At 68.7% G+C, this 21463-nt stretch carries 24 protein-coding genes and 1 rRNA gene (1 of these 25 cut by a window edge); all 25 read right to left on the bottom strand.

The features are described from left to right. Window positions 1-84, bottom strand: a 16S ribosomal RNA gene (locus tag OR600_RS01040); it reaches 1435 nt to the left of the window's first position. Window positions 85-397: 313 nt separating this feature from the next. Beyond that, a complete protein-coding gene (locus OR600_RS01035) occupies window positions 398-1786 on the bottom strand; it encodes a phosphohexomutase domain-containing protein (protein ID WP_265590475.1) in 1389 nt (462 codons plus the stop codon). A gap of 34 nt (window positions 1787-1820) precedes the next feature. Then, complete coding sequence (locus OR600_RS01030) at window positions 1821-2717, bottom strand: UTP--glucose-1-phosphate uridylyltransferase (protein ID WP_265590474.1); 897 nt, start codon at window positions 2715-2717, stop codon at window positions 1821-1823. Window positions 2718-2879: 162 nt separating this feature from the next. Next, the gene (locus OR600_RS01025; RefSeq protein WP_251164237.1) at window positions 2880-3767 is read right to left on the bottom strand and encodes a hypothetical protein; all 888 of its coding nucleotides are present in this window, start codon (window positions 3765-3767) and stop codon (window positions 2880-2882) included. Then, window positions 3760-4152, bottom strand: a complete 393-nt coding sequence (locus OR600_RS01020) for a metal-dependent transcriptional regulator (protein WP_251164240.1) — start codon at window positions 4150-4152, stop codon at window positions 3760-3762. The genes OR600_RS01025 and OR600_RS01020 overlap by 8 nt, the downstream gene beginning before the upstream one ends. Window positions 4153-4207: 55 nt before the next feature. After that, on the bottom strand, window positions 4208-5479 hold the full coding sequence (murA, locus tag OR600_RS01015; RefSeq protein WP_265590473.1) for a UDP-N-acetylglucosamine 1-carboxyvinyltransferase: 1272 nt from the start codon (window positions 5477-5479) through the stop codon (window positions 4208-4210). 152 nt (window positions 5480-5631) lie between these two features. Then, complete coding sequence (atpC, locus tag OR600_RS01010; protein ID WP_204829447.1) at window positions 5632-6060, bottom strand: ATP synthase F1 subunit epsilon; 429 nt, start codon at window positions 6058-6060, stop codon at window positions 5632-5634. A 9-nt stretch (window positions 6061-6069) separates the two neighbouring features. Then, on the bottom strand, window positions 6070-7554 hold the full coding sequence (gene atpD / locus OR600_RS01005) for a F0F1 ATP synthase subunit beta (protein WP_135978042.1): 1485 nt from the start codon (window positions 7552-7554) through the stop codon (window positions 6070-6072). Further along, window positions 7554-8465 carry an ATP synthase F1 subunit gamma gene (atpG, locus tag OR600_RS01000; RefSeq protein WP_135978041.1) on the bottom strand — a complete coding sequence of 304 codons (912 nt, stop codon included), beginning with the start codon at window positions 8463-8465 and terminating at the stop codon, window positions 7554-7556. Before atpG ends, atpD begins: the two co-directional genes overlap by 1 nt. Window positions 8466-8470: 5 nt before the next feature. Next, window positions 8471-10090 carry a F0F1 ATP synthase subunit alpha gene (gene atpA / locus OR600_RS00995; protein ID WP_251164239.1) on the bottom strand — a complete coding sequence of 540 codons (1620 nt, stop codon included), beginning with the start codon at window positions 10088-10090 and terminating at the stop codon, window positions 8471-8473. Window positions 10091-10177: 87 nt separating this feature from the next. Next, a complete protein-coding gene (locus OR600_RS00990) occupies window positions 10178-10642 on the bottom strand; it encodes a F0F1 ATP synthase subunit delta (RefSeq protein WP_135978040.1) in 465 nt (154 codons plus the stop codon). After that, window positions 10629-11237 (bottom strand): F0F1 ATP synthase subunit B, encoded by a 609-nt coding sequence (gene atpF, locus OR600_RS00985; RefSeq protein WP_135978039.1) that lies wholly within the window; start codon window positions 11235-11237, stop codon window positions 10629-10631. Before atpF ends, OR600_RS00990 begins: the two co-directional genes overlap by 14 nt. A 38-nt stretch (window positions 11238-11275) precedes the next feature. Continuing rightward, window positions 11276-11467, bottom strand: coding sequence for an ATP synthase F0 subunit C (gene atpE, locus OR600_RS00980; protein WP_135978038.1), 192 nt, complete (start codon window positions 11465-11467; stop codon window positions 11276-11278). A gap of 89 nt (window positions 11468-11556) precedes the next feature. Further along, window positions 11557-12357 carry a F0F1 ATP synthase subunit A gene (gene atpB, locus OR600_RS00975; RefSeq protein WP_135978037.1) on the bottom strand — a complete coding sequence of 267 codons (801 nt, stop codon included), beginning with the start codon at window positions 12355-12357 and terminating at the stop codon, window positions 11557-11559. A 16-nt stretch (window positions 12358-12373) separates the two neighbouring features. Further along, on the bottom strand, window positions 12374-12655 hold the full coding sequence (locus OR600_RS00970) for a hypothetical protein (RefSeq protein ID WP_265590472.1): 282 nt from the start codon (window positions 12653-12655) through the stop codon (window positions 12374-12376). Between the two features lie 174 nt (window positions 12656-12829). Then, the gene (locus tag OR600_RS00965) at window positions 12830-13105 is read right to left on the bottom strand and encodes an EamA family transporter (protein WP_265590471.1); all 276 of its coding nucleotides are present in this window, start codon (window positions 13103-13105) and stop codon (window positions 12830-12832) included. A 295-nt stretch (window positions 13106-13400) separates the two neighbouring features. Next, window positions 13401-13883 (bottom strand): EamA family transporter, encoded by a 483-nt coding sequence (locus OR600_RS00960; protein WP_135978034.1) that lies wholly within the window; start codon window positions 13881-13883, stop codon window positions 13401-13403. A 51-nt stretch (window positions 13884-13934) separates the two neighbouring features. Next, complete coding sequence (locus OR600_RS00955) at window positions 13935-14426, bottom strand: DMT family transporter (RefSeq protein WP_135978033.1); 492 nt, start codon at window positions 14424-14426, stop codon at window positions 13935-13937. A 40-nt stretch (window positions 14427-14466) separates the two neighbouring features. Continuing rightward, a complete protein-coding gene (locus OR600_RS00950) occupies window positions 14467-16107 on the bottom strand; it encodes an amidohydrolase (RefSeq protein ID WP_168354032.1) in 1641 nt (546 codons plus the stop codon). Window positions 16108-16225: 118 nt separating this feature from the next. Continuing rightward, entirely contained in the window at window positions 16226-17713 is a 1488-nt protein-coding gene (locus OR600_RS00945; RefSeq protein ID WP_265590470.1) for a helix-turn-helix transcriptional regulator, read from the bottom strand. A 166-nt stretch (window positions 17714-17879) separates the two neighbouring features. Next, window positions 17880-18527, bottom strand: a complete 648-nt coding sequence (gene upp, locus OR600_RS00940; protein ID WP_135978030.1) for a uracil phosphoribosyltransferase — start codon at window positions 18525-18527, stop codon at window positions 17880-17882. 38 nt (window positions 18528-18565) lie between these two features. Further along, complete coding sequence (gene rpiB, locus OR600_RS00935) at window positions 18566-19006, bottom strand: ribose 5-phosphate isomerase B (protein WP_135978029.1); 441 nt, start codon at window positions 19004-19006, stop codon at window positions 18566-18568. Window positions 19007-19257: 251 nt separating this feature from the next. Then, a complete protein-coding gene (locus OR600_RS00930) occupies window positions 19258-19914 on the bottom strand; it encodes an L-threonylcarbamoyladenylate synthase (protein ID WP_135978028.1) in 657 nt (218 codons plus the stop codon). Further along, window positions 19911-20375, bottom strand: coding sequence for a very short patch repair endonuclease (locus tag OR600_RS00925; protein WP_204406905.1), 465 nt, complete (start codon window positions 20373-20375; stop codon window positions 19911-19913). The genes OR600_RS00930 and OR600_RS00925 overlap by 4 nt, the downstream gene beginning before the upstream one ends. A gap of 5 nt (window positions 20376-20380) precedes the next feature. After that, window positions 20381-21424 (bottom strand): N5-glutamine methyltransferase family protein, encoded by a 1044-nt coding sequence (locus OR600_RS00920; RefSeq protein WP_135978027.1) that lies wholly within the window; start codon window positions 21422-21424, stop codon window positions 20381-20383. Window positions 21425-21463 lie beyond the last annotated feature (39 nt).

Raw genomic sequence — 21463 nt, 5'->3', positions numbered from 1 at the left:
CGGAGGCCCCGCTTCCCGTTCGACTTGCATGTGTTAGGCGCGCCGCCAGCGTTCATCCTGAGCCAGGATCGAACTCTCCGTTCGGACACGCGGCGCCCGCTGGCGCCGCGGTGCGTGTCAGATGGAGCCCGACCCGGCCGATGATCCGCCGATCGTCGGATCCACAAGGAAATGACAGGTTCGCTCGTTTCCCGGCGGGGTCTCCCCCGCCGCGAGGAACCATCCTTAATGGTCTGTCTCCCCGCGGCCCCAAAGGCCGCGGTATCCGGTTCTCAAGGTCCGTCGCGCCGGGACCACCAGGCGGTGGGTGCCGCGGCGCGAGAAATGACTATACGCGGCGCCCGGGCCCCCGGGGGCGGGGATCGGACCCTCCACATTCCCTACACATACGGGGCGGTCAGAGGGAGGTGACGTAGGATTTCGCCATGTCCAGGAGCTCGTCCCTGTCCGCACGGTCGACCCCCTCGCCGTAGATGCGCACCAGCGGCTCGGACATGGACGGCCTGATGAAGAGCCAGGAGTCGTCGTCGAACTGGACCCGCAGGCCGTCGGCATGGCTCACGGACACCGGCTTCTTGGCGCAGAGGCCCTCGGGGTTGGTCCCGGGGAGGAGGTTGCGAAGCACGGCGCAGCGGCCCGGGTCCATGCGGATCTCCCGGTGGCCGTACTCCATCGACCCGACCGCGCGATCGAGGTTGGCCGCCATCTCCCGGAGGGAGACCCCCTCGTAGGCCAGGAGCTCCACGAGGAGCAGCATGGTGACGAAGGCGTTCCGCTCGGGGTCGAGCGAGGGGACACAGATTCCGCCGAGGCCGTCGCTCGTGGTGATGACACCGCCCTGGCGGATCTCCTCGAACGGCCAGGTGGGACCGGGCGGCACGAGGGTGACGTCGCAGCCGAGCGACTCGGCCACCCGCCGGATGACGACGGAGGAGAACCGCGGGAGCACGATGCGGCCGGAGAGGCCGCGGTTCTTGATGAGGTGCATGAGCACGAGGGCGTGGAGCTTGGGGGCGGCCACGAGGTTGCCCTCGCCGTCGACGGCGGCAGCGCGGTTGGAGGGGCCGTCGATGGCGGTGCCAAAGTCAACCTGGGTCTGGCCCGTCATGTACTCGAGGTCGTCGAGCCAAGGCTCCACCACCTCCGGGTGCGTGCCGCAGAAGTCGTCGACGGTATCCCCGTGGATCTCGACGACACCCACGCCCAGGGAGCGGAGCAGGGTGGCGGCGTGGCCGCGCGCGGTGCCGTACATGGGGTCGAGGATGCAGTCGAGACGGGCGTTGCGGATGCGACGCACGTCGACCAGGGAGGCCATGTGAGCGAGGAAGGGGCCCACGCTCTCCTCGAGCGTGAACGGGCCCTGAGCCTCGCCGAGCTCCTGGGACACGAGATCCTCGATGGCGCCGGCCTCGTCGCGGCCGATGGCCGAGGAGTCGTTGTTGCGCACCCGGATGCCGAGGTAGTCGGCGTTGCGGTGGTCGGCCGTGAGCATGAGGGCGCCAACGGCGGACGGGTCCGACCGGGTGGCGAAGTTGAGGGCGGGCATGGGGCACGGCCCGTCGGAGAGGCGGGCGTCAAGGCCCCAGGCCCCCACCGCGGCAGCAGCGGCGGCGGCGAGCTCCGGGGCATGGCGCCGGGTATCGTAACCGATGTGGACGGTGCCCCCGCCGAAGACGTCGGCCCATCGGGCCGCGGCGGCGTCGGCGACGCGCACGACGTTGGTCTTGTTCAGACCGTCATCGTAGCGCGCGTACCATCCGTCGTTGTTGAAGCGAATGTAGCGCATGGGTGCCTCGTGGGAACGCCCTGGGTAGGATGGGTCAGGAGAGGGCCTGGTCGCCCAACGCCTCGAGGAAGGCCTCGCGCGTGGCCGGGTCGAGGAGCGCCATGCGGGCGGACGTGCCCACCCAGGCCGCGGGGGTGCCGGTGTCGCAGCCCTCGGCGGGGTCGACGACCAGGGCGTACATCTCCTCCTCCTTGAGTAGGCGCTCGAGGGCGTCGGTGAGCTGAATCTCCCCGCCGGCACCCGGCCGCTGCGTCTGGAGCAGCTCCATGACCCGGGGTGAGAGGAGGTAGCGGCCGACGATGCAGAGGTTGGTGGGCGCGTCCTCGGGGGCGGGCTTCTCCACCATGCCGGAAAGGCGCAGTACCGAGCCGGGCTCCTCGAGGTCGAGGTCGTCGCCGTCGAGGGTGCCCACCTGCTCGCCGGCGACGATGCCGTAGCGGCTCACCTCGTCGTGGCTCACGGGGGCGACGGCGATGACCGACGCGCCGCCGTGGGCGCGGGAAACCTCGGCCATGCGCACGCACATCTCGCGGTCGGGGACGAAGTAGTCGCCCAGCAGCACGAAGAAGGGCTCGTCGCCCACCTCGTCCTTGGCGCAGAGCACCGCATGGCCGAGGCCCAAGGGGTCGTCCTGGTACACGAAGCTCACCGGGAGCTCGCCGGACTCACGGACAACCTCGGCGTACCGGTCCTTGCCACGCTCACGGAGGTAGCTCTCGAGCTCGGGCTTGGGGCCGAAGTACTCCTCGAGCTGCGGCTTGAGGTGCGAGTTGACGATGACGACGCCGTCGACGCCCTCGGGCTCGAGGGCCTCCTCGACCACGTACTGGATGACGGGCTTGTCCAGGACGGGGAGCAGCTCCTTGGGGTTGCTCTTGGTAGCCGGCAGGAAGCGGGTGCCGAGGCCTGCGGCCGGGATGATCGCCTTCATGGTTGCTCCTTGCTCGCAGCGCCCCGCAGGCGGTGCGACTGGGTCGGTTCAGCGGTGGCCGTCATGCTCAAACATGCAATGACCGGCCATTCTTGATGCTACCTGCAACCCGTGGGAGGCGCAGGCGTTTCATACAAACGACAGCTCGCCGTCCGTCGAGGGTCACCCGCCCGCCGCAAGGGAGGCCCAGAGGTCGGCGGCCTCCGCCAAGGGCGCGCCCCTCACACCGAGAAGGCCCAGCCCCTCCACCGCTGAGAGAGGCCACTCCCCAACCGGCTCCCCGGCCGGGACGTCGGCCACCACGGCCCCGGACACGTCGCAGCGGGAGGCGGCGGCAGCGACCCGTCGCGCGACCCCGTCGAGGTCGTCCCAGGGGACGGAGGAGACCCCCACGCAGCAGGCCCCGGAGGCGGCCAGGGCCGCGATGGTGAGGGCGAGGAGCCGGTCGTCCGGGAGGGCGCCGTGGTCGGCGAGGGCGGCCACCGGGAGCCCAGCGGCCGAGGCCGCACGCACGGCGCCAAAGCCCACGGCCCCGTTGGGGGCGTCCTCGAAGAGCACGCCATGGAGGCCCGCCTCGACGAAACCGCCGCAAAGGGCCCGCACGCCGTCGTTGAGGCGCCCGGGGTCGACGGAGCGCGACCCGGCAAGGCCCACCGCCCCCACGGCGAAGGGTGCCGGCGCCCGGAGGGCCAGGTGCCCGGCGGCGCGCCCGACAGACCGGAGCTCCGCGGGGTCCGTCACCTCGTCGAGCAGGCGCACGAGGGGAGCGCGCGTCGCGGTGACGGCGGCCTCGGCGCCGCAGGCGACGTCGAGCGCCTGGGCGGCTGCCACGGTCTCGGGCTCGCAGAGGCACCACAGACCGTCGGGGAGGTCGGTCCCCAGGGCGCGGTCGAGGTCGCCCGAGAGGGTCACAGGGCGGCCTGACCCGCCCAGACGCCCGGCGAACACCGCGGCGGACGCCCGGTCGGCGTCGAGGGAGGCCTCGTCGACCCCCGTCTCGAGGAGCGCGGCCAGGGCCTGGGCGACGCTGAGGTCGCCGACGTCAGCCATCGAGGTCACCGTCGACGACGGTCCCCTCGCGCTCCAGGTAGGCGAGGAGGCGGTCCATGGTGTCCTGGGAGAGGGCGTGTTCCATCTCGCAGGCCTCGCCGTCGGCCACGGCCGGGTCGACCCCGAGGTCGCCGGTCAGGAAAGCCCGCAGGGCGCGGTGACAGCGCCAGAGCCGCGCCGCGTACCGGCGTCCCGGCTCGGTGAGGGCCACGCGCCCGTAGCGGTTCTGCTCCACGTAGCCGTGGTTCTTGAGGGTGGAGATGGCCTTGTTGACGCTGGCCTTGGACACGCCGAGCAGCTCGGCCACGTCCACGGAGCGCACGGAGTCGTCGTCGCGCTCGAGCATGATGCGCCAGACGGCCTCCAGGTAGTCCTCGTTGGCCATGGAGAGGGGTTTGGGCGGATTGACCTCAGGCACAGGATCGCTCCTTTCGGCGGCCTCAGTCCTCGTCGGGCACCGTGGTGCGGCGCACCCGCGCCCCGAGGGCCTGGAGCTTCTCGACGAAGCCCTCATAGCCGCGGTCGATGTGGTGGACGCCCGAGACGGTGGTATAGCCGTCGGCCACGAGGCCGGCCATGACGAGGGCCGCGCCGCCGCGGAGGTCGGGAGAGGTGACGGGTGCCCCAGAGAAGCCCTCCACGCCGTGGACGATGGCATGGTGCCCCTCGATGCGAATGTCGGCACCCATGCGGTTGAGCTCGGCAGCGAGCATGAAGCGGTTCTCGAAGACGTTCTCGGTGATGATGGAGTCGCCCTCGGCGTTGGCCAGGAGCGTCATGGTCTGGGCCTGCATGTCCGTGGGGAAGCCCGGATACGGCAGGGTCTGGATGTCGGTGGGCCTGATGGGGCCCGTGCGCCAGACGCTGCACCCGCGCTCCTCACGCTCGATGGTAAGGCCCATGAGCTCGTACTTGCGCAGCACGAGGCCGAGGTGCTGGGGGTCGAAGCCCGTGACGCGCACGGGCTCGCCCACGAGCCCGCCCATGGCGATGAAGGTGCCCGCCTCGATGCGGTCGCCCACGACCTCGTGGGTCACGGGATGGAGGTCGCCCACACCCTCGATCTCCACCAGGGGAGTGCCCGCGCCGGTAATCTTGGCACCCATCTCGTTGAGCATGTTGGCGAGATCCACGATCTCGGGCTCGCGGGCGGCGTTGTCGATGACCGTGGTGCCCCTGGCGTGGACCGACGCCATCAGCAGGTTCTCGGTGGCTCCCACCGATGGGAACTCGAGGGTCACCGTGGTGCCCTGGAGGCCGTGCGGGGCGCTGGCGTAGATGTTGCCGTGGTCTACCTTGAACTCCACGCCCAGGGCCTCGAGGCCGAGCATGTGCATGTCGATCTTGCGGGCACCGATGTTGCAGCCGCCGGGCATGGCCACCACGGCCTTGCCGAAGCGAGCGAGAAGCGGCCCGAGGACCGCCGTGGAGGCGCGCATCTTGGCCACGAGCTGGTAGGGCGTCACCCAGGAGTCGACGCCCGTGGTGTCGATCCTGAGGTCATGGGGGCCGAGGACCTCGACCTTGGCGCCGAGGCACTCGATGACCTTGCCCATGGTGTGGACGTCGGAGATGTTCGGGACGTTCGTGAGCTTGTTCACGCCGGGGGCCATGAGGGTGGCGGCCATGAGCTTGAGAGCCGAGTTCTTTGCCCCTTCCACCTGCACCTCGCCGGTGATGGGGTAACCGCCCTCTATCTGGATGACGTCCATGGTCTCCTCCCGTTCATGGTTCGGACGAACACGATTCTATGCGAGGCGCCCCTCCCCTGAAGAGTTAGCCGGGGCATCACGGGCCACGCACATAGGAAAAAAGCGGGGGCGACCAGGCCGCCCCCGCTGTGATCGCACGATGGACGGCGCGACTAGCGCCCGCCCCAGCGCTCCTCCTCCGCCAGAAGGAGATCGCACCAAACGATCTTGGAGTCGAAGTACGCCCTGCGGGAGTCGCCTGCGGGGAGCTTGGCGAGCTCCCCCTCCGCCTCGGCTCGGGTGGCCGTGACCACCTTGGAGTCGATGTCGTCGACGTCGCGGGCATGGTTAGCCAGCACGATGACCATGTCGCCCGTGATCTCGGCGTAGCCGCCCGAGACCACCACGCGGCTCTGCGTGGCCCCCGTGTCGTCCGGCTCGTGCATGATGCGCACGATGCCGTCGCCGAGGGCGCAGATCTCGCGGGCGTGACCGGGAAGGACGCCGAGCTCACCCGACTTGGTGATCAGCACGACCGAGGTGGCCTCGCCCTCGTGCATGAGCTTGTCCGGACGCACGATCTGGTAATCGATCTTGGCCATGGCGCCCCCTTACGCCTGCCCGTCCTTGAGCAGCTTCTCGTAGCGCTTGCGCACCTCGTCGATGGTGCCGGCATAGCGGAAGCACTGCTCAGGGATGTCGTCGCAGTCGCCGTCGACGATGGCGGCGAAGGAGCGCACCGTGTCGGCCACGTGGACGTAGGTCCCGGGGTTGCCCGTGAACTGCTCGGCCACGTGGAACGACTGGGAGAGGAACTGCTGGATCTTGCGGGCACGCTGGACGGTCTTGCGCTGGTCCTCGGAGAGCTCGTCCATACCGAGGATGGCGATGATGTCCTGGAGATCGGAGTAGGCCTGGAGCGCCTCCTGCACGGCCATGGCCACGCGGTAGTGCTCCTCGCCCACGACGGTCGCGTCGAGGGCGTCCGAGGAGGAGCCCAGTGGGTCGATGGCCGGGTAGATGCCCAGGTCGGAGATGGAACGCGACAGCACCGTCGTGGAGTCGAGGTGCGTGAAGGTCGTGGCGGGAGCCGGGTCGGTGAGGTCGTCGGCGGGCACGTAGACGGCCTGCACCGAGGTAATCGACCCTTCCTTGGTGGAGGCGATGCGCTCCTGAAGGTCGCCCATCTCGGTGGCCAGCGTGGGCTGGTAGCCCACGGCCGACGGCATGCGGCCGAGGAGTGCCGAGACCTCGGAGCCAGCCTGGGAGAAGCGGAAGATGTTGTCGATGAAGAGCAGCACGTCCTGACCCTGGTCGCGGAAGTACTCGGCCTCGGTCAGGCCGGCGAGGGCCACGCGCAGGCGAGCTCCCGGCGGCTCGTTCATCTGGCCGTAGACCAGGCAGGTGCGGTCGATGACGCCCGACTCGCTCATCTCGAGGTAGAGGTCGGTGCCCTCGCGGGTGCGCTCGCCGACGCCGGTGAACACCGAGGTGCCACCATGCTCCATGGCGAGGTTGTTGATGAGTTCCTGGATGAGTACCGTCTTGCCCACGCCGGCGCCGCCGAACAGGCCGGTCTTGCCGCCGCGGATGTAGGGCTCGAGCAGGTCGATGGCTTTAATGCCGGTCTCGAAGATCTCCACCGAGGTGGTGAGGTCGTCGAAGCGCGGGGCGGCATGGTGGATGGGGTAGTACTGGACGTCGTCGGGCATGCCCTTGCCGTCCACGGGCTCGCCGAGCACGTTCCACACGCGGCCCAGGGTGGCGTCGCCGACGGGCATCTCCATGGGCCTGCCGGTGTCGATGACGTGGAGGCCGCGCTGCATGCCGTCGGTGGAGCTCATGGCCACGGTGCGCACGATGCCGCCCGGCAGCTGGCTCTCCACCTCGAGCACCGTGTGAATGTGGCCGAAGGGAGTATCGGCATCGACGACGAGGGCCGTGTAGATGGCCGGGATGTGCTCCTCGAACTTGACGTCGACCACGGGGCCCACGATGCGGACGATGACGCCCTTCTCGGCGTCGGACTCGTGCTTGATCGAGGTCTTGAGGACCTTGTCCAGATCGAGCGACGAGAGCTTGGTCGCTTCTGCCATTACTTCTCCTCCAATGCGGCTGCTCCGCCGACGATCTCGTTGAGCTCGGTGGTGATGGAGCTCTGGCGGATGCGGTTGTACTCGCGGCTCAGCGTCGAGATGATCTCGGTCGCGTTCTCGGTGGCCGCCTGCATGGCCCGGCGGCGTGCACCGTGCTCTGCGGCGGCGGAGTCGATGAGGGCGTGATAGATGACGGTTCTGACGTAGCTGGGGATGAGGTAGCCCAGGACCTCGGCGGGGGCGGGGTCGAACTCGAAGTCGCTCGCCTGGGCCTCGACCGCCGAAAGGGCCTCCTGCTCGCGGGGGGCGTTGGGGAGGCGCAGGGTCTCGCGGGTCACGGGGAGCAGCTCCTCGATGGTGAGCACCTGCTCCACGCGGCTCCTGGCATGCTGGTAGCAGATCTCCACGTGGTCCAGGCGCCCGGACACGAAGCCGTCCATGACATAGCTAGCGATCTGGTTGGCCTCCACCAGGGTGGGCTCGGCCGAGATACCGGAGAACGACAGGATGGGCTTGCGGCCGCGGGAGGAGAAGTACTCCGTTGGCTTCGTGCCGCAGCAGATCAGCTCCACCTCGATCCCCTGTTCGGCACGCTCGCGGATACGCCGCTCCACGGCCCGCTCCACCTGCACGTTGAACCCACCGGCCAGACCTCGGTCGGAGGCCACGCAGATGATGAGGGCCCGACGAAGGCCGCTGTGCTCCTGGAGCAGGGGCTGCTCGTCGGTGTCGCCGGCCGCCGCCACGCTGGCGAGCATGGTGGTCATGGCGTCCTTGTAGGGAGCACCGTCGGCGGCGCGCTGCAGGGCCCGCATGATCTTGGTGGTGGAGACCATCTCCATGGTATGGGTGATCTGCTTGGTGCTGGTGACCGAGCGGATGCGTCGCTTGATGTCGCGAAGGTTGGCCATGGCCCTTAGTCTTCCTCTGCCACGGAGGCGGCGGAGCCCTCAAGCGTCGTGGCGACGCCGGCGGACTCGATGGCGTCCTCCTCGAGCTGCTCGCGATCGGCACCGCGCCTGGCCGCCTTGCGTCCGGCCACGAACTGCTTCTTGAAGGTGCGGCAAGCCCCCTTGAGCTCCTCGGCGGTCTCGTCGGAGATGCGCCCCTCGCAGATCTTCTGGCGCAGGGCCACACGGCTCGACTTCATGTAGTCGACGAACCCGTCACGGAAGGCGAGGACCTCGTCCAGGGGGATGTCGTCGAGGAAGTTGTTGTTGCCCGCGAAGATCACGGCCACCTGGTCGGCGACGTCGAGGGCGGCGAAGCGCTTCTGACGCAGGAGCTCGGTCATGTGGGCACCGCGGTTGAGCTGGGCCTGGGTGGAGCGGTCGAGATCGCTGCCGAACTGCGAGAAGCTCTGGAGCTCGGCGTAGCTGGCCAGGTCGAGACGTAGGTTGCCGGCCACCTGCTTCATGGCCTTGATCTGGGCGCCGCCGCCCACGCGGGACACGGAGATGCCCACGTCGACTGCGGGGCGCTGGCCCTGGAGGAACAGGTTGGACTGCAGGTAGATCTGGCCGTCGGTGATCGAGATCACGTTGGTGGGGATGTACGCGGAGACGTCGCCCTCCTGGGTCTCGATGATGGGGAGCGCCGTGAGCGATCCGGAGCCGTGGGCGGCATCGAGCTTGCAGGCGCGCTCCAGCAGACGGGAATGCAGGTAGAAGATGTCGCCGGGGTAGGCCTCGCGTCCGGGCGGACGGTGCAGCGTCAGGGACATCTGGCGGTAGGCCACGGCCTGCTTGGAGAGGTCGTCGTAGACCACGAGCACGGCGCGGCCGGGGTTGTCCTCGTTGGCGGGCTTGCCGTCGGCGCCGTTGTACATGAAGTACTCGCCGATGGCGGCACCGGCCATCGGCGCGATGTACTGCAGCGGCGCCGAGTCGGAGGCGGTGGCGGCCACGATGATGGTCTTGTCGAGGACCCCGTGGCTCTCCAGGGTCTGGCGGATGGTGGCCACCGTGGAGGCCTTCTGGCCGATGGCGACGTAGATGCAGACCATGTCGCTGTCGGCCTGGTTGATGATGGTGTCGACGGCGATGGAAGTCTTGCCGGTCTTGCGGTCACCGATGATGAGCTCACGCTGGCCTCGGCCCACAGGGATCATGGCATCGATGGCCATGAGGCCCGTCTGCACCGGCTCGCACACGGGGGTGCGGGCCATGATGCCGGGGGCCTTGAACTCCACGGGACGGCGGGCGACGGTCTCCATGGGACCGAGGCCGTCGATGGCCTCGCCGAGGGGGTTCACCACACGGCCGAGCATGGCCGGCCCCACGGGGATGTCCATGACGCGGCCGGTGGTGCGGCACTCGTCGCCCTCGCGGATGGCCTCCACGTTGCCGAAGAGCACCGCGCCGACCTCGTCCTCGTCGAGGTTCTGGGCCAGGCCGAAGACATGCTCGCCGGTGAGGGCGCTGGTGAAGTCCAGCAGCTCGCCGGCCATGGCGCTGCGCAGGCCGCTCACGCGGGCCACACCGTCGCCGATCTCGACCACCCTTGACACATCCTGGGTGTCGATGGCAGCCGTCATGGCGTCGAGCTTGCCCCGCAGGATGCTCGCGATGGTATCGGCGTTGATGGTCGTGCCGCCGTTTTGGGCCTTCTCGTCAGCCACGCCCTACTCGCCTCCCTTTGCCTTGAGCACCCTGCGAGCGTTCTCGAGCTGGGTGCGGACCGATGCGTCGCGACGCTCGCCGCGCGCGTTGAAGATGATGCCCCCGATGATGGACGGATCGACGTGCTCCACCACGAAGACGGGCTTGTCGTACTCCACGGTGAGGAACTCCTCGACCTCCTCGCGGAGGTCGTCGTCCAAGGGGATGGCGGTGGTCACATCGACCGCCACCACATCGACCTCTGCATGGAACAGGGCCGAGTAACGCTGGGCGATGTCGGGGAGCAGCTGCTCGTCGCCGCGCTCCAGGATCACCTTGAGGGTGTCCGACAGCTCGCCCAGGGCGTCGGCAAGGCCGTCGAGGGCCCGGAGGTCGCGCTTCTCGCGCCCCTCGGCCCGGGCCGCCTCGAGCAGCGTCCGGGCATAGGTCTCGACCTTGTCCTTCTCCATGCGGTTACTGGTTGCCATCGGCGTCTCCGGCTTCTGCCAACGAACGCTCGATCAGACGCTTCTGGGTCTCGGCGTCGAGGTTCTCGCCGATGATCTTACCGGCGAGGTCGACGGCGAGGTCGGCGGCCTGGTCGACGAGGTCGGCCATGGCGGCGTGGCGCTCGGCCTCGATGCCGTCGCGGGCCTTGTCCTGGATCCGCTTAGCGTCGATGTTGGCCTGCTTGATGATGGCGTCCTTGGACGCCTCGGCGTTCTTCTTGGCCTCGGCGACGATCTCGTCGGCCTGGGCCTGGGCGTCGTCGATGGTGGCCTCGGCCTTCTTGAGGGCCTTGGCGGCGTCGACCTTTGCCTGCTCGGAGGCATCGAGGTTGTCCTGGATGGCCTTCTGACGGGCGTCGAGGGTCTTGATGACGCTCGGCCATACCAGCTTGGCAAGCACCGCCCAGATGACCACGAAGGCGATCAGGGCCGGGATGAACTCGGCCGGCTTGGGGATCAGGATGTCGAACGCCGAGGTCGCGAAGGCGGGGGTGGGCACCGTCAGGGCGAAAGCAACGGCTCCCGCCGCCGTGACGGCGAGGCAGCGCACCCGCCCTTGCTGGGACTTGTTCATGTCACGAACCTCCAACGTGATGGGTCTGACCGCTTGGATTAGGCCAGCAGGGAGACGACGAAGCCGATGAGGGCGAGCGCCTCGACGAAGGCGGAGGCCAGGATGAAGACGGTGAACAGACGACCCTGGACCTCGGGCTGGCGGGCCATGGACGTGGTCGCTCCGTAAGCCGCGATGCCGATGCCAAGGCCGGCGCCGATAACACCAATTCCGTAACCGATGACTCCCACGATTCCTCCTTCTGACGGTCCGACCTCGGACTCGTTCCCACTGGGGTCTTGTCTATGCACAGGCGGCCAGGCCGCCATGATGCCTTGGTCTACTCGTCCTCCTCGGCGAGCTGCACGTAGACGGCCGTGAGCAGCGAGAAGACGTAGGCCTGGATGCAGGCCACGAGGATCTCCACGGCGTAGATGGCGATGAGCACGAGCAGCCAGAGCAGCGAGATGCCGGCGCCCGTGAAGGCCTCGAGGGTCACACCCTGGGCAAAGCGGGCGATGAAGAGCGAGGCGAGGATGGCGAAGGTGCCCATGACCACGTGGCCGGCGAACATGTTGCAGAACAGGCGGACGGCTAGGGTGATCAGGCGAAGGAACGTCGAGAAGAGCTCGATGACCCAGACGAGCCAGTCCATGGGGAAGGGCACGCCCTTGGGCTTGAGGCTCTTGATGTAGCCCCAGCCGCCGTCCTTCTTGACGCCCACGTAGATGAAGTAGATGAACGAGATGAGGGCCAGGGCGAAGGTGACGCCGATGGTGCCCGTGCCGGGGTGCATGCCCGGAATCACGCCCATGAGGTTGTTGATGAGGATGAAGAAGAACACCGTGGCGATGAAGGGGAAGTGCTGGCGCCAAGTGGAGTGCAGGATGTCCTCGACGAGGTCCTTGCGGGCGAACTCGATGACGTACTCGACGCCGTTGACGAAGCGGCCCTGGGGCACGATGCTGGCGGCCTGCTTCTTCTTGAAGATGAAGAGGACCACGCAGAGAATCGCGATGGCGGCGAACATGAACACCGTGTACTGGGTGATGCCGAAGTTGAGATTGCCCGCCACGGGCTGGGCTATGAAACTGTCGACAAGCTCGTTGACCGCCTCAGGCAGCTTCTCGAACTCTTCCACGTCTCCTCCTTCTGCGCTAGCGCCAGTGGCTCATCCAGCGCCAAGCCTTGTACGCCTCGACCCCCCACGCCCCGAGGAACACGGTCACCATGACCGAGGCGAAGGCGGCGAAGCGGGTCGTTGCGGCCCCGTACGCCCATCCGAGGACGGCCGTGAGCGCCGTCGCCGAGAGGACGGTTGCCGCGAGGCCGGCCGCGACCGGTACGCGCCTGCCTATCCGAGCCATCCGGGCAAGCGCAAGACCCGGCAGCGCCCCCAGCAGGCCGAGGAGGGCGCCGGCTATGAGCGTCATAGGCACCTTGTTCCCCTGCCTGGCGACAGAGCCGCCGAAATCCGAGTCTGTATCGTAGTCTTCCCCAATCCAGCCCGCTTCTAGAAGATGCTGCTCACGACTATATATGAAGCCTTCGTGAACGCCTTCTTTCTTTTTTTCAGAAAGCCGTCGCAACGGCCCGTTCCCGCTGGCGCCCGGTCACATGCCGACCAGCACCACCCCCACCACGGAGAGCAGTATCCCCGCCAAGCGCCGGGCCGTGAGACGCTCGCCGTAGAACAGGCTCCCCACAAGGGCCAGGACGCACCCGAGCACCACGAAGAGCACGAGCATCCCCACGGAGAGGTCCCAGCCGACGCGGAACATGGCCAACGTGGCCACATCCATGCAGAGCAGGCAGGCCCCGAAGACCGGGGCGGTCCAGGTGGCCTTGGACCACTCGCCCCGGAGCGTGCGCCCCGACCCCCCCGGCACCGCGCTGCGTGAGGAAGAAGAAGACCACGGCGCAGGCCGTGCAGACGCCGTAGGTGAGGCAGAGCGACGAGAACGCGTCGACTTCCGGAGGGGTGAGCTTCTGGATCACCGAATAGGGAACCTTGGCCCCGACCATGAGCAGGACGGGGGCGAATCGAGCGGCAAACGGCCCCATGGCACCGTCCTTTGCTGAGTCACGCGCCCCGGCCCGCGCCGGGGCGGACACCGGCAGCGACCCCTCGGCCGGGCGCCCGGCCATATGGCCGGCCGGGCGCCCCGGGGACAGCCGGCAGGATCAGATACCCAGACCCACCAGCACCACGCCCACCAAGGAGATAAGGATCCCGATGACCCGCTTGGGCGTGAGAGTCTCCTTGTAGAAGACACGGCCCACCAGGACGAGCACGACGGCCAGAATCACGTAGGCGAGGAGGATGCCCACGGACAGGTCCCAACCCACGCGGAACATGAGGATGGTCGAGAGCTCGAGGCAGACCAGGCAGGCACCCAGGGCGGGGGCGGTCCAGTTGGCCTTCCTGGCCTCCTGGATGTAGTTCTTGTTCTTGCTTGTGATAAAGAACATTATCATTGCATAGGCGATGCAGACCACGTAGGTGAGGGAGACGGAGGCGTAGGTGTCCACATCCTCCGGGGTGACCTTGGCCGTGACGGTGTAGGCCAGGTTCGAGCCGATCATGAGCAGCACCGGTATCCACTTCACCAACGCGCCCATCTTCTTCGTCGGCGCCTCGGGCGCAGACTGGATGTTCTCGGCCATGGGGGCTCCTTTACGACGTCGGGTTCCTTCGATACGACCCTGCGGGCCGGGCTAGGCGGGGTCCACGGGCTCCTCCAGGGAGACGGACGGCTCGCCGTCGGTGCCCTTCTCGGGGGCGTTGACCACATAGAGGCCCAGGGCGCAGATCACGATGCCCACGGCCTTGACGATGGTCATCGCCTCCCCGAAGGCCGCCACGCCCACCACCACGGTCATGAGCGAGACGCCGATGTTGGCGATGAGGCTGCCGATGGAGACGTCCCAGCCGGCGCGGTAGAGCAGGATCAGGGAGAGGTCGATGAAGACGATGCAGATACCCAGGGCATAGCTGGCCCAATTGGCCTGGGCGAACGCCTCGAAGATATTGCCGCCGGGGTTGTTCACGAAGAACAGCACCACACAGAGCACGAGGCCCACGCCATAGGAGATCGAGAGGGACGCGAAGGAGTTGACGTCCTCCGGCGTTCCCTTGCCGGCGATGTTGTAGACGGTGTTGCCAAAGACGTTGAGGAGCAACGGGGCGATGAAGATGAGCATCTCCATGGGGCTCTCCTTACATAGAGGGGAACGGGACGGGGCCGCTTTAGCGCTCGTACACCACCTCTCCGTCGAAGACCGTGAGCTCCACCTCTGCGCCCAGCAGGCCCTCGGGCGTCAGGTCGAAGAGGTTCTCGTGCCAGACCACCAGGTCGGCGAGCTTGCCGGCCTCGAGAGTGCCCAGCTCCTCCTCGCGGCCCACCTTGTAGGCGCCGCCGTAGGTGTAGATGGACAGGGCGTCGGAAAGGGTGATCTTCTGCTCGGGGTTCCAGCCGGCGGCGGGCAGGCCGTCGGGGAACCGACGGGCCACGGCGCGGTTGAGGCCGATGCGCGGGTCGACGGTGACCACGGGGAAGTCGGTGCCGAAGGCCATGGGGCACCCGTTGTCCAACATGGACTTGAAGGCCCAGAGGTACTTGGCGCGCCGCTGGCCGATGCAGCCGCGGTACTCGTCGTCGTCCAGGGAGTCAACCAGGGTGAGGTGGGGCGGCTGCACGGAGCAGACGATGCCCAGCTCGCCCATGCGTGCCCAGTCCGCGGGGTCGCTCATGTCCAGGTGCTCCACGGAGAGGCGGGAGTCCGTGGGGCCGTTGATCTCGATGGCCTCCTGGTAGAGGTCGACGGCATGGCGGACGGCGCCGTCGCCCACGCAATGGAGCTGGATGTTGAACCCCTGGGCCTGGTACTCCAGGATGCGCTCCCGGGCCTCGTCCAGATCCATGGCGAGCCACACCCTGTCGACCTCCGGGTCGTCGGTGTAGGCGTCGATCAGGTAGCCGGTGTGGGTGGTGACGATGCCGTCGATGAACTCCTTCACGCCGGTGTAATACATGCGCCCCGCCTTGTCGTGGAAGCGCTCGCGGAGGCCCTGGGCCTTCTCGATGGGGTCGAGCATCTCGGTGGCGAAGTTGTAGCGGAAGTTGAGGGCGCCCTCGTTCTCGAGGCGCTCCACAAGGTCGATGTTGCCGATGTCGATGGCGTCCAAGGGCAGCATGTCGGTCACCGCGGTGATGCCGTAGGAGGAGAAGAGCCCGGAGACGTCGCGCAGGGCGCTCTCCTGCTTGTGCTCCGGCAGCAAGCCGTTGGCCTGCTCTTCCACCACGGCCTTAGCGCGCTCGCCGAGATACCCGGAGAGGCTGCCGTCCTCCTCGCGCCCGAAGGAGCCGAAGGGGCTGTCTTCCACACCGGCGTCCAGGCCGCAGAGCTCCAGGGCCTTGGTGTTGCACCACCCGCCGTGGAGGTCGCTGTCGTTCACGAAGACCGGGCGGTCCGGGAAGTAGCGGTCCAGGCTGTGGCGGCTTGGGGGCTTGGGGTCGTCCCATGCCAGGTAGCAGAAGCCCCAGGCCCGCAGCCACTCATCGTCGGCATACTCGTCGCGGTGCTCCTCGAACCACTCGGCCAGCCGCGCCGCCGCCTCCTCCTCGCTCCTGGCCCCCGTGAGAAAGCACTCGCGCTCGGAGGTGCAGCCCATGAGCAGGTGCATATGGGAGTCGTGGAGCCCCGCGGTGATCAGCCGGTCGCCGCAGTCGCGCACATCGGTGCCCTCGCCGGCTAGGGCCAGCACCTCGTCGGCGGTACCCACCCGCAGGATGCGGTTGCCGTCGAGGGCCACGCCGCCGGAGACCATGCCGCGACCGGCCCCCGTGAAGACGTTGGTGCTCAGAAACACTCGGGTAGCCTTGCTCATCCTTGCTCCCTCCATCCTGCCCGGCACGGTGCCGTGGCGTTTGATGGGTCGAAAGTAAGGTTTTATGCAGCTACCGGTAAATCACCTTGGGACGTGATTTCCGCTGGTCGTAGCGGTGTCACCCCTCCAGGGTGATGTCACCCTGAAAGGAGTGAGGGGACTCTGGCGAGGCAACGGAGGAGCTTTTCTCGGCAAGGTCGATCAGCTCCTGCTGGCTGTGGCAACCCAGCTTGGCGTAGATGTGGCGCACATGGGTCTTGACCGTGTTGCGGGAGATCACCAAGGCTTCCTCCATGCGCGCCGTGCCGTAGCCCTTGACCAGGAGCCCCAGCACCTCGCTCTCGCGCGGGGTGAGGCCGTACTCCTCGGCCAGGGCGGCGCAGGCGCCCCGGAGGTCCACCGCCGGCGCCGGGACCACGACGGGGACGGGGACGCCGTCGGGCGCCGGGTCCTCGATCTCTGCCACGGCGCGGTTGAGGGAGAACCCGCGCTGGGCCAGGACGATGAAGGCCACGAAGGCGCAGGCGATGGTCACGGTGAGGAGGTAGGCGGCGTTCTCGCTGAAGGTGGCCACGAGCTGCACGCCCCCGTGGACCTCGCTGCCCAAGAGGATGCCCAGGAGCGAGGCGGCGTTGGCCAGGGCCACCAGGGCGATGCCGCCGCTCCGGCTGCGGGCGGCCATGCCGGCGTAGAGAACGACCTCCACGTAATAGACGAGAAGCGCCCCGGCCTTGAGGGCCGCGGCTTGGAGACCGGCGAACGACCCCACGCCGGGGTGCGAGACGAACATGCCGAAGAGCACGATGATGCCGGCCACCTTGTAGACCAGGTCCAGGTCCTGGCTGCGCCAGGTCGCCGCCACCCATACCAGGGCGAAGACGGCCATGACCACGAGGAAGAGCGGCATGGTGGCATGCGCGTCGTAGCCCAACGAGTAGCCGAAGGCGCTCATGAGCACCACGATGCTCACAAAGAGCAGGTTGGTGAGGGAGGGCAGCACCCCGGGACGGGTGACGGAGACGTCGGCCAGGGGCGGCGCCGCCGCGGCGGCGGCCAGACGCCGCCGGGTGGAGGGGGCGGCCACGACCACCGCCACGGGGCCGGCGAGCCCGTAACAGGCCAGGGGCACGGCCAAGGGGAGGTACTGCATGAGGGCCGTGCCGCCGTAGGCCACCAGCGCCGCAACGCCGGCATGGGCGCAGATGGCCCGAAGCCGCAGCTCCCCCAGGGTCAGGCAGGCGACCACGAGGGCCCACTCGAAGCCCACGTCCACAAGGACGCTCCCCAGATAGTAGAGGGGGCCCGGGGCGCCCACGGACTCCAGGGCCACAAAGGCGCCGGCAAGGCTGCAGGTGACGGCGCAACCGTTGAACCAGTCGTTGTCCAGGACGTCGGGGCGCCGCGACGCCAACAGGCCGATAAGGGCCAGAAAGCCGATGCCGCCCACCGTCGTCACCTCGAACATGAGGGGATGCAGGCCGTTGCTTACGGGAAGGACGAAATCGTCCAGCACGAAGGTGTAGAGAAACACCATGAGGGCGCAGAGGAAGGCTCTTTTGTCCCAAGTCGGTGCAGGGTCCGCGCTGGTGACCTTGCCGTGGGGCATCGTCTTACCTCCAAGTGTCCGAAACGCAATGGGCTGTCGGGTAGAGCGGGGCGCACCCCGCCCCGGCGTCCCCCTCGGCCGACCTACGGCCCGGGAAGACGATAGGTGGCCGGGTCGCATGACGCGGCCCGGCCACCTCAAGACCTGGGACTCCGTCGGCTACGCGCTACTTGGTGCCGAAGATGCGGTCCCCGGCGTCGCCGAGGCCCGGCAGGATGTAGGCGTGGTCGTTGAGCTCGCGGTCGATGGCGCAGGTGTAGATACGCACGTCAGGATCGTGCTCGAGCACGGCGGCCAGGCCCTCGGGGGCCGAGACCAGGACGAGCAGGCGCACGTCGGAGACGCCGGCACGACGGAGGTAGTCGATGGCGGCGTTGGCCGAGCCGCCCGTGGCCAGCATGGGGTCCACGAGAAGGCAGGTGCGGTTCTCCACATCGGCGGGCAGCTTGCAGTAGTACTCGTGGGGCTCGTGGGTCTCGGGGTCGCGGTACATGCCCACGTGGCCCACGCGGGCGGAGGGCACGAGCTCGAGCAGGCCGTCCACCATGCCCAGGCCGGCGCGCAGGATCGGCACGATGGCCACCTTCTTGCCCGAGAGCTCCATGCAGGTGCACCGCTCGAGCGGGGTCTCGACGACGACCTCCTCAAGCGGGAAGTCGCGGGTGGCCTCGTAGCCCTCGAACAGGGCGAGCTCGCGGACGAGCTCGCGGAACTGCTTGGTGCTCGTGTCCTTGTCGCGCAGGATGGCCACCTTGTGCTGTACCAGGGGATGGTCGACCAGGGTGACGCGGCTCTCGTCGTACTGCACCGTCATCTTCTGACGTCCTTTCTCTCGCTCGCCGGTCTTCGGGCTCAGCGCTCGTCCTCTCGCATCATCTTCTCGATGCGCGTCGCATGGCGCCCGCCGCCGAATTCCTGGGTGAGGAAGATCCTCACGATCTCGTCGTTGGTGGCGGGGTCCACGAAGCGCCCCGAGAGGCAGATGACGTTGGCGTCGTTGTGCTCCCGGCAGAGCTCGGCGAAACCCGGGGTCTGAATGGCGACGGCACGCACGCCCGGGACCTTGTCGGCCGTCATGGCCATGCCGAGGCCGGTGCCGCAGATCAGCACGCCGCGGTCGTACTCGCCCTCGGCGACCCCCCAGGCCACCTTGTGCGCGAAGTCGGGGTAGTCGACACGGTCGTCGGTGGTGGGGCCGAGGTCGACGGCCTCGTGGCCCAGGGACTGGATATGGTTCACGACCTGCGATTTCTGGCAAAAGCCGGCGTGGTCTGACGCAACGGCTACACGCATGGGTCCTCCTCGGGAGTCGGGTACACGCCCATCCCAGTCTAGTGGTTTGGACGCCGTTGGGGACCCCCGGCGGCAGACGGCCGGCGGGGCGCTGCGTTAGAAACCGGGGTCTCCGACAAGGCCGGGAGCAAGAACCGGAGGGAGATCGCGATCGCCCTCCGGTCGGAACGTTGGAAATCGCGATCCCCAACGGATGGGACGCCCCGTCCCCGAGGAGAACCGTCCCGAGATCGGGATCCCCGACAACACCCCTAGACCAGACCGCCGGCGACGAGGACGTCGTCCAGCGTGACCGAGCCCTCGCGCAGGATGCGGGGGCTTGCGCCCGTAGCGTCCACGATGGTGGAGGCGGTACCCACAGGGCACGCGCCGCCGTCCACCACGACGTCCGCCTGCGCCACGATGACCCCCTCGAGCTCGTCGAAGCTCGCGGGGCTCGGAGCGCCGTGGGTGTTCGCGCTGGTCATGGCCAGGGGCGCGCCCACGCGGGCGATGACCTCGCGCACGAGCGGGGCGTCCGGGACGCGCAGGGCCACGGTGCCGTCGGCCGCCTTGTACTCGCCGGGCAGCTCGCCGGACGCGCGCACGACGAAGGTGAGGGCCCCGGGCCAGAGCTCCCGGGCGGCCCGGGACGCCCACCCGGGGACGCCCTCGCCGTAGACCTCGAGGTCCTCGGAGCTGCCGATGAGCAGCGGGAGCGTCTGCGAGCGGTCGCGCCCCTTGATGGCGAACACGCGCCCGTGGCCGGGGTTGCCCGCCACAGCCAGGGCACCGATCCCGTACACGGAGTCCGTGGGAAGCACCGCCACGCCGCGGCCGGGGCCGAGCACCCCCGCGAGCCTCTCGAGGACCTCCCCGGGCACCGGGCGCCCCCCAGCGACCCTCACCGTGTTCCCAGGTTCGCTCATGACCCCTCCTCCAAACGGCCCTTGATGGGCTTTCCCAGCTCGCGGGACAGCTGCGGGAGCAGCTCGCCCATGGTCTTTCCCACCGTCTTCTTCTTGAGCTGGCACTCCCACACCACGTGGACCGTCCAGCCGTCCGCCTCCAGCGTCTCTATGTTCCGGCGGTCACGCTCCACGTTGCGGCGGAACTTCTCGGCCCAGAACTCGGCGTGGGTGGCCGGCGTGGACGGGTGGCAGTGGGGGCAGCGGTGCCAGAAGCAGCCGTTGACCATGACGGCCACGCGCTTGCCGGGCCAGGCGACGTCGGGCCTGCCGGCCACGTGCCAGTGGAGGCGGTAGCCGGTGAGGCCGGCCTCGCGGAGATGAGCGCGCACGAGCAGCTCGGGTTTGGTGTTCTTGCCCCGGTTGCCCTGCATGGAATGGCGGACGGCCTCGCTCGAGGCCGGCGGGATGCCCGAGGCCACGGCCGTCAGCCCTCCCGCACGGCCACGAGCACCCGCGGCCTTCCGGCGAGGTCGTCGTGCGCCTCCACGGAGGCCCAGCCGCCCTGGGCGCGCACGAGGGCGCAGGCGTCGTCGAGGGACTCCTCAAAGAGCTCGACGCAGAGCATACCGCCGGGGGCCAGCCACGCGGGGGCGCCCTCCAGGAGCCGGCGGAAGATGTCGAGCCCGTCGGGGCCGCCGTCGAGGGCGAGGCCCGGCTCGAAGCCCACCACCTCGTCGGGCAGCGTGGGCACCACGGCGCTGGGGATGTAGGGTGGGTTTGAGACGACGACGTCCAGGGTGCCCATGAGCTCCTCGGGAAGGGCCCCGTAGAGGTCGCCCTCGGCCACGGCAACGCGGTCCCCGAGCCCCAAGGCGTCGCGGTTGCGCACCGTCAGGGCCACGGCGGCCGGCGAGAGGTCGCCCGCCCAGACGGCGCTGGCCTCGGTCTCGCCGGCGATGGAGAGCGCGATGCAACCGGTGCCGCAGCAGATGTCGGCCACGCGGACCCAGGAGTCCGGCACCGTGGCTGGGTCCGGGCCAGCGGGGGCGCCCTCGGTGTGTGCGGGGTCGCCCTCGGGGCCGTCGCCGGTCTCAGGGACATCGCCGGCGTCGGGGGCGTCCTTCTCAGGAGAGGTCTCCTCGGGCTCGGGCTCGGGTTCCGGCTCGGGCCTGCGGGCACGGGCGGCCGCGACGCCCTCCAGGGCGGCGTCCACCAGCACCTCGGTCTCGGGCCGGGGGATGAGCACGCCGCGCTCGCAGTGGATCACGATGTGGCGGAAGGGCATCTCCCCGGTGACGTACTGGAGCGGCTCGCCCGCACGGCGGCGCTGGATGGCCGCCCGCATGGCGGCGAGCTCAGCCGGCTCCAGCGGTTGGTCGTAGTCCAAGTAGAGCTGCACCCGCGACTTGCCCGTCACGGCCGAGAGCAGCCACTCCGCCGAGAGGCGCGGGTGCTCGTCGCCGTGGCGCTCGAGGTCGCCCCGGGTCCAGTCGATGACCCGCTTGATGGTCCACGCGTTGCTTTCCATAGCCGCCAATCGCCGCCGTACGATGCCCGTACATGATAG

The sequence above is a fragment of the Granulimonas faecalis genome (assembly GCF_022834715.1).
GTDB classification, from domain to species: domain Bacteria; phylum Actinomycetota; class Coriobacteriia; order Coriobacteriales; family Atopobiaceae; genus Granulimonas; species Granulimonas faecalis.
This window is presented reverse-complemented; position numbering and strand designations above follow the sequence as displayed.

Excerpts from the sequence above, each read along its gene's own strand:
- OR600_RS01035 (WP_265590475.1), bottom strand. The coding sequence starts at position 1,786 with ATGCGCTACATTCGCTTCAACAACGACGGATGGTACGCGCGCTACGAT.
- OR600_RS01030 (WP_265590474.1), bottom strand. The coding sequence starts at position 2,717 with ATGAAGGCGATCATCCCGGCCGCAGGCCTCGGCACCCGCTTCCTGCCG.
- OR600_RS01025 (WP_251164237.1), bottom strand. The coding sequence starts at position 3,767 with ATGGCTGACGTCGGCGACCTCAGCGTCGCCCAGGCCCTGGCCGCGCTC.
- OR600_RS01020 (WP_251164240.1), bottom strand. The coding sequence starts at position 4,152 with ATGGCCAACGAGGACTACCTGGAGGCCGTCTGGCGCATCATGCTCGAG.
- murA (WP_265590473.1), bottom strand. The coding sequence starts at position 5,479 with ATGGACGTCATCCAGATAGAGGGCGGTTACCCCATCACCGGCGAGGTG.
- atpC (WP_204829447.1), bottom strand. The coding sequence starts at position 6,060 with ATGGCCAAGATCGATTACCAGATCGTGCGTCCGGACAAGCTCATGCAC.
- atpD (WP_135978042.1), bottom strand. The coding sequence starts at position 7,554 with ATGGCAGAAGCGACCAAGCTCTCGTCGCTCGATCTGGACAAGGTCCTC.
- atpG (WP_135978041.1), bottom strand. The coding sequence starts at position 8,465 with ATGGCCAACCTTCGCGACATCAAGCGACGCATCCGCTCGGTCACCAGC.
- atpA (WP_251164239.1), bottom strand. The coding sequence starts at position 10,090 with ATGACGGCTGCCATCGACACCCAGGATGTGTCAAGGGTGGTCGAGATC.
- OR600_RS00990 (WP_135978040.1), bottom strand. The coding sequence starts at position 10,642 with ATGGCAACCAGTAACCGCATGGAGAAGGACAAGGTCGAGACCTATGCC.
- atpF (WP_135978039.1), bottom strand. The coding sequence starts at position 11,237 with ATGAACAAGTCCCAGCAAGGGCGGGTGCGCTGCCTCGCCGTCACGGCG.
- OR600_RS00960 (WP_135978034.1), bottom strand. The coding sequence starts at position 13,883 with ATGGCCGAGAACATCCAGTCTGCGCCCGAGGCGCCGACGAAGAAGATG.
- OR600_RS00955 (WP_135978033.1), bottom strand. The coding sequence starts at position 14,426 with ATGGAGATGCTCATCTTCATCGCCCCGTTGCTCCTCAACGTCTTTGGC.
- OR600_RS00950 (WP_168354032.1), bottom strand. The coding sequence starts at position 16,107 with ATGAGCAAGGCTACCCGAGTGTTTCTGAGCACCAACGTCTTCACGGGG.
- OR600_RS00945 (WP_265590470.1), bottom strand. The coding sequence starts at position 17,713 with ATGCCCCACGGCAAGGTCACCAGCGCGGACCCTGCACCGACTTGGGAC.
- upp (WP_135978030.1), bottom strand. The coding sequence starts at position 18,527 with ATGACGGTGCAGTACGACGAGAGCCGCGTCACCCTGGTCGACCATCCC.
- rpiB (WP_135978029.1), bottom strand. The coding sequence starts at position 19,006 with ATGCGTGTAGCCGTTGCGTCAGACCACGCCGGCTTTTGCCAGAAATCG.
- OR600_RS00930 (WP_135978028.1), bottom strand. The coding sequence starts at position 19,914 with ATGAGCGAACCTGGGAACACGGTGAGGGTCGCTGGGGGGCGCCCGGTG.
- OR600_RS00920 (WP_135978027.1), bottom strand. The coding sequence starts at position 21,424 with ATGGAAAGCAACGCGTGGACCATCAAGCGGGTCATCGACTGGACCCGG.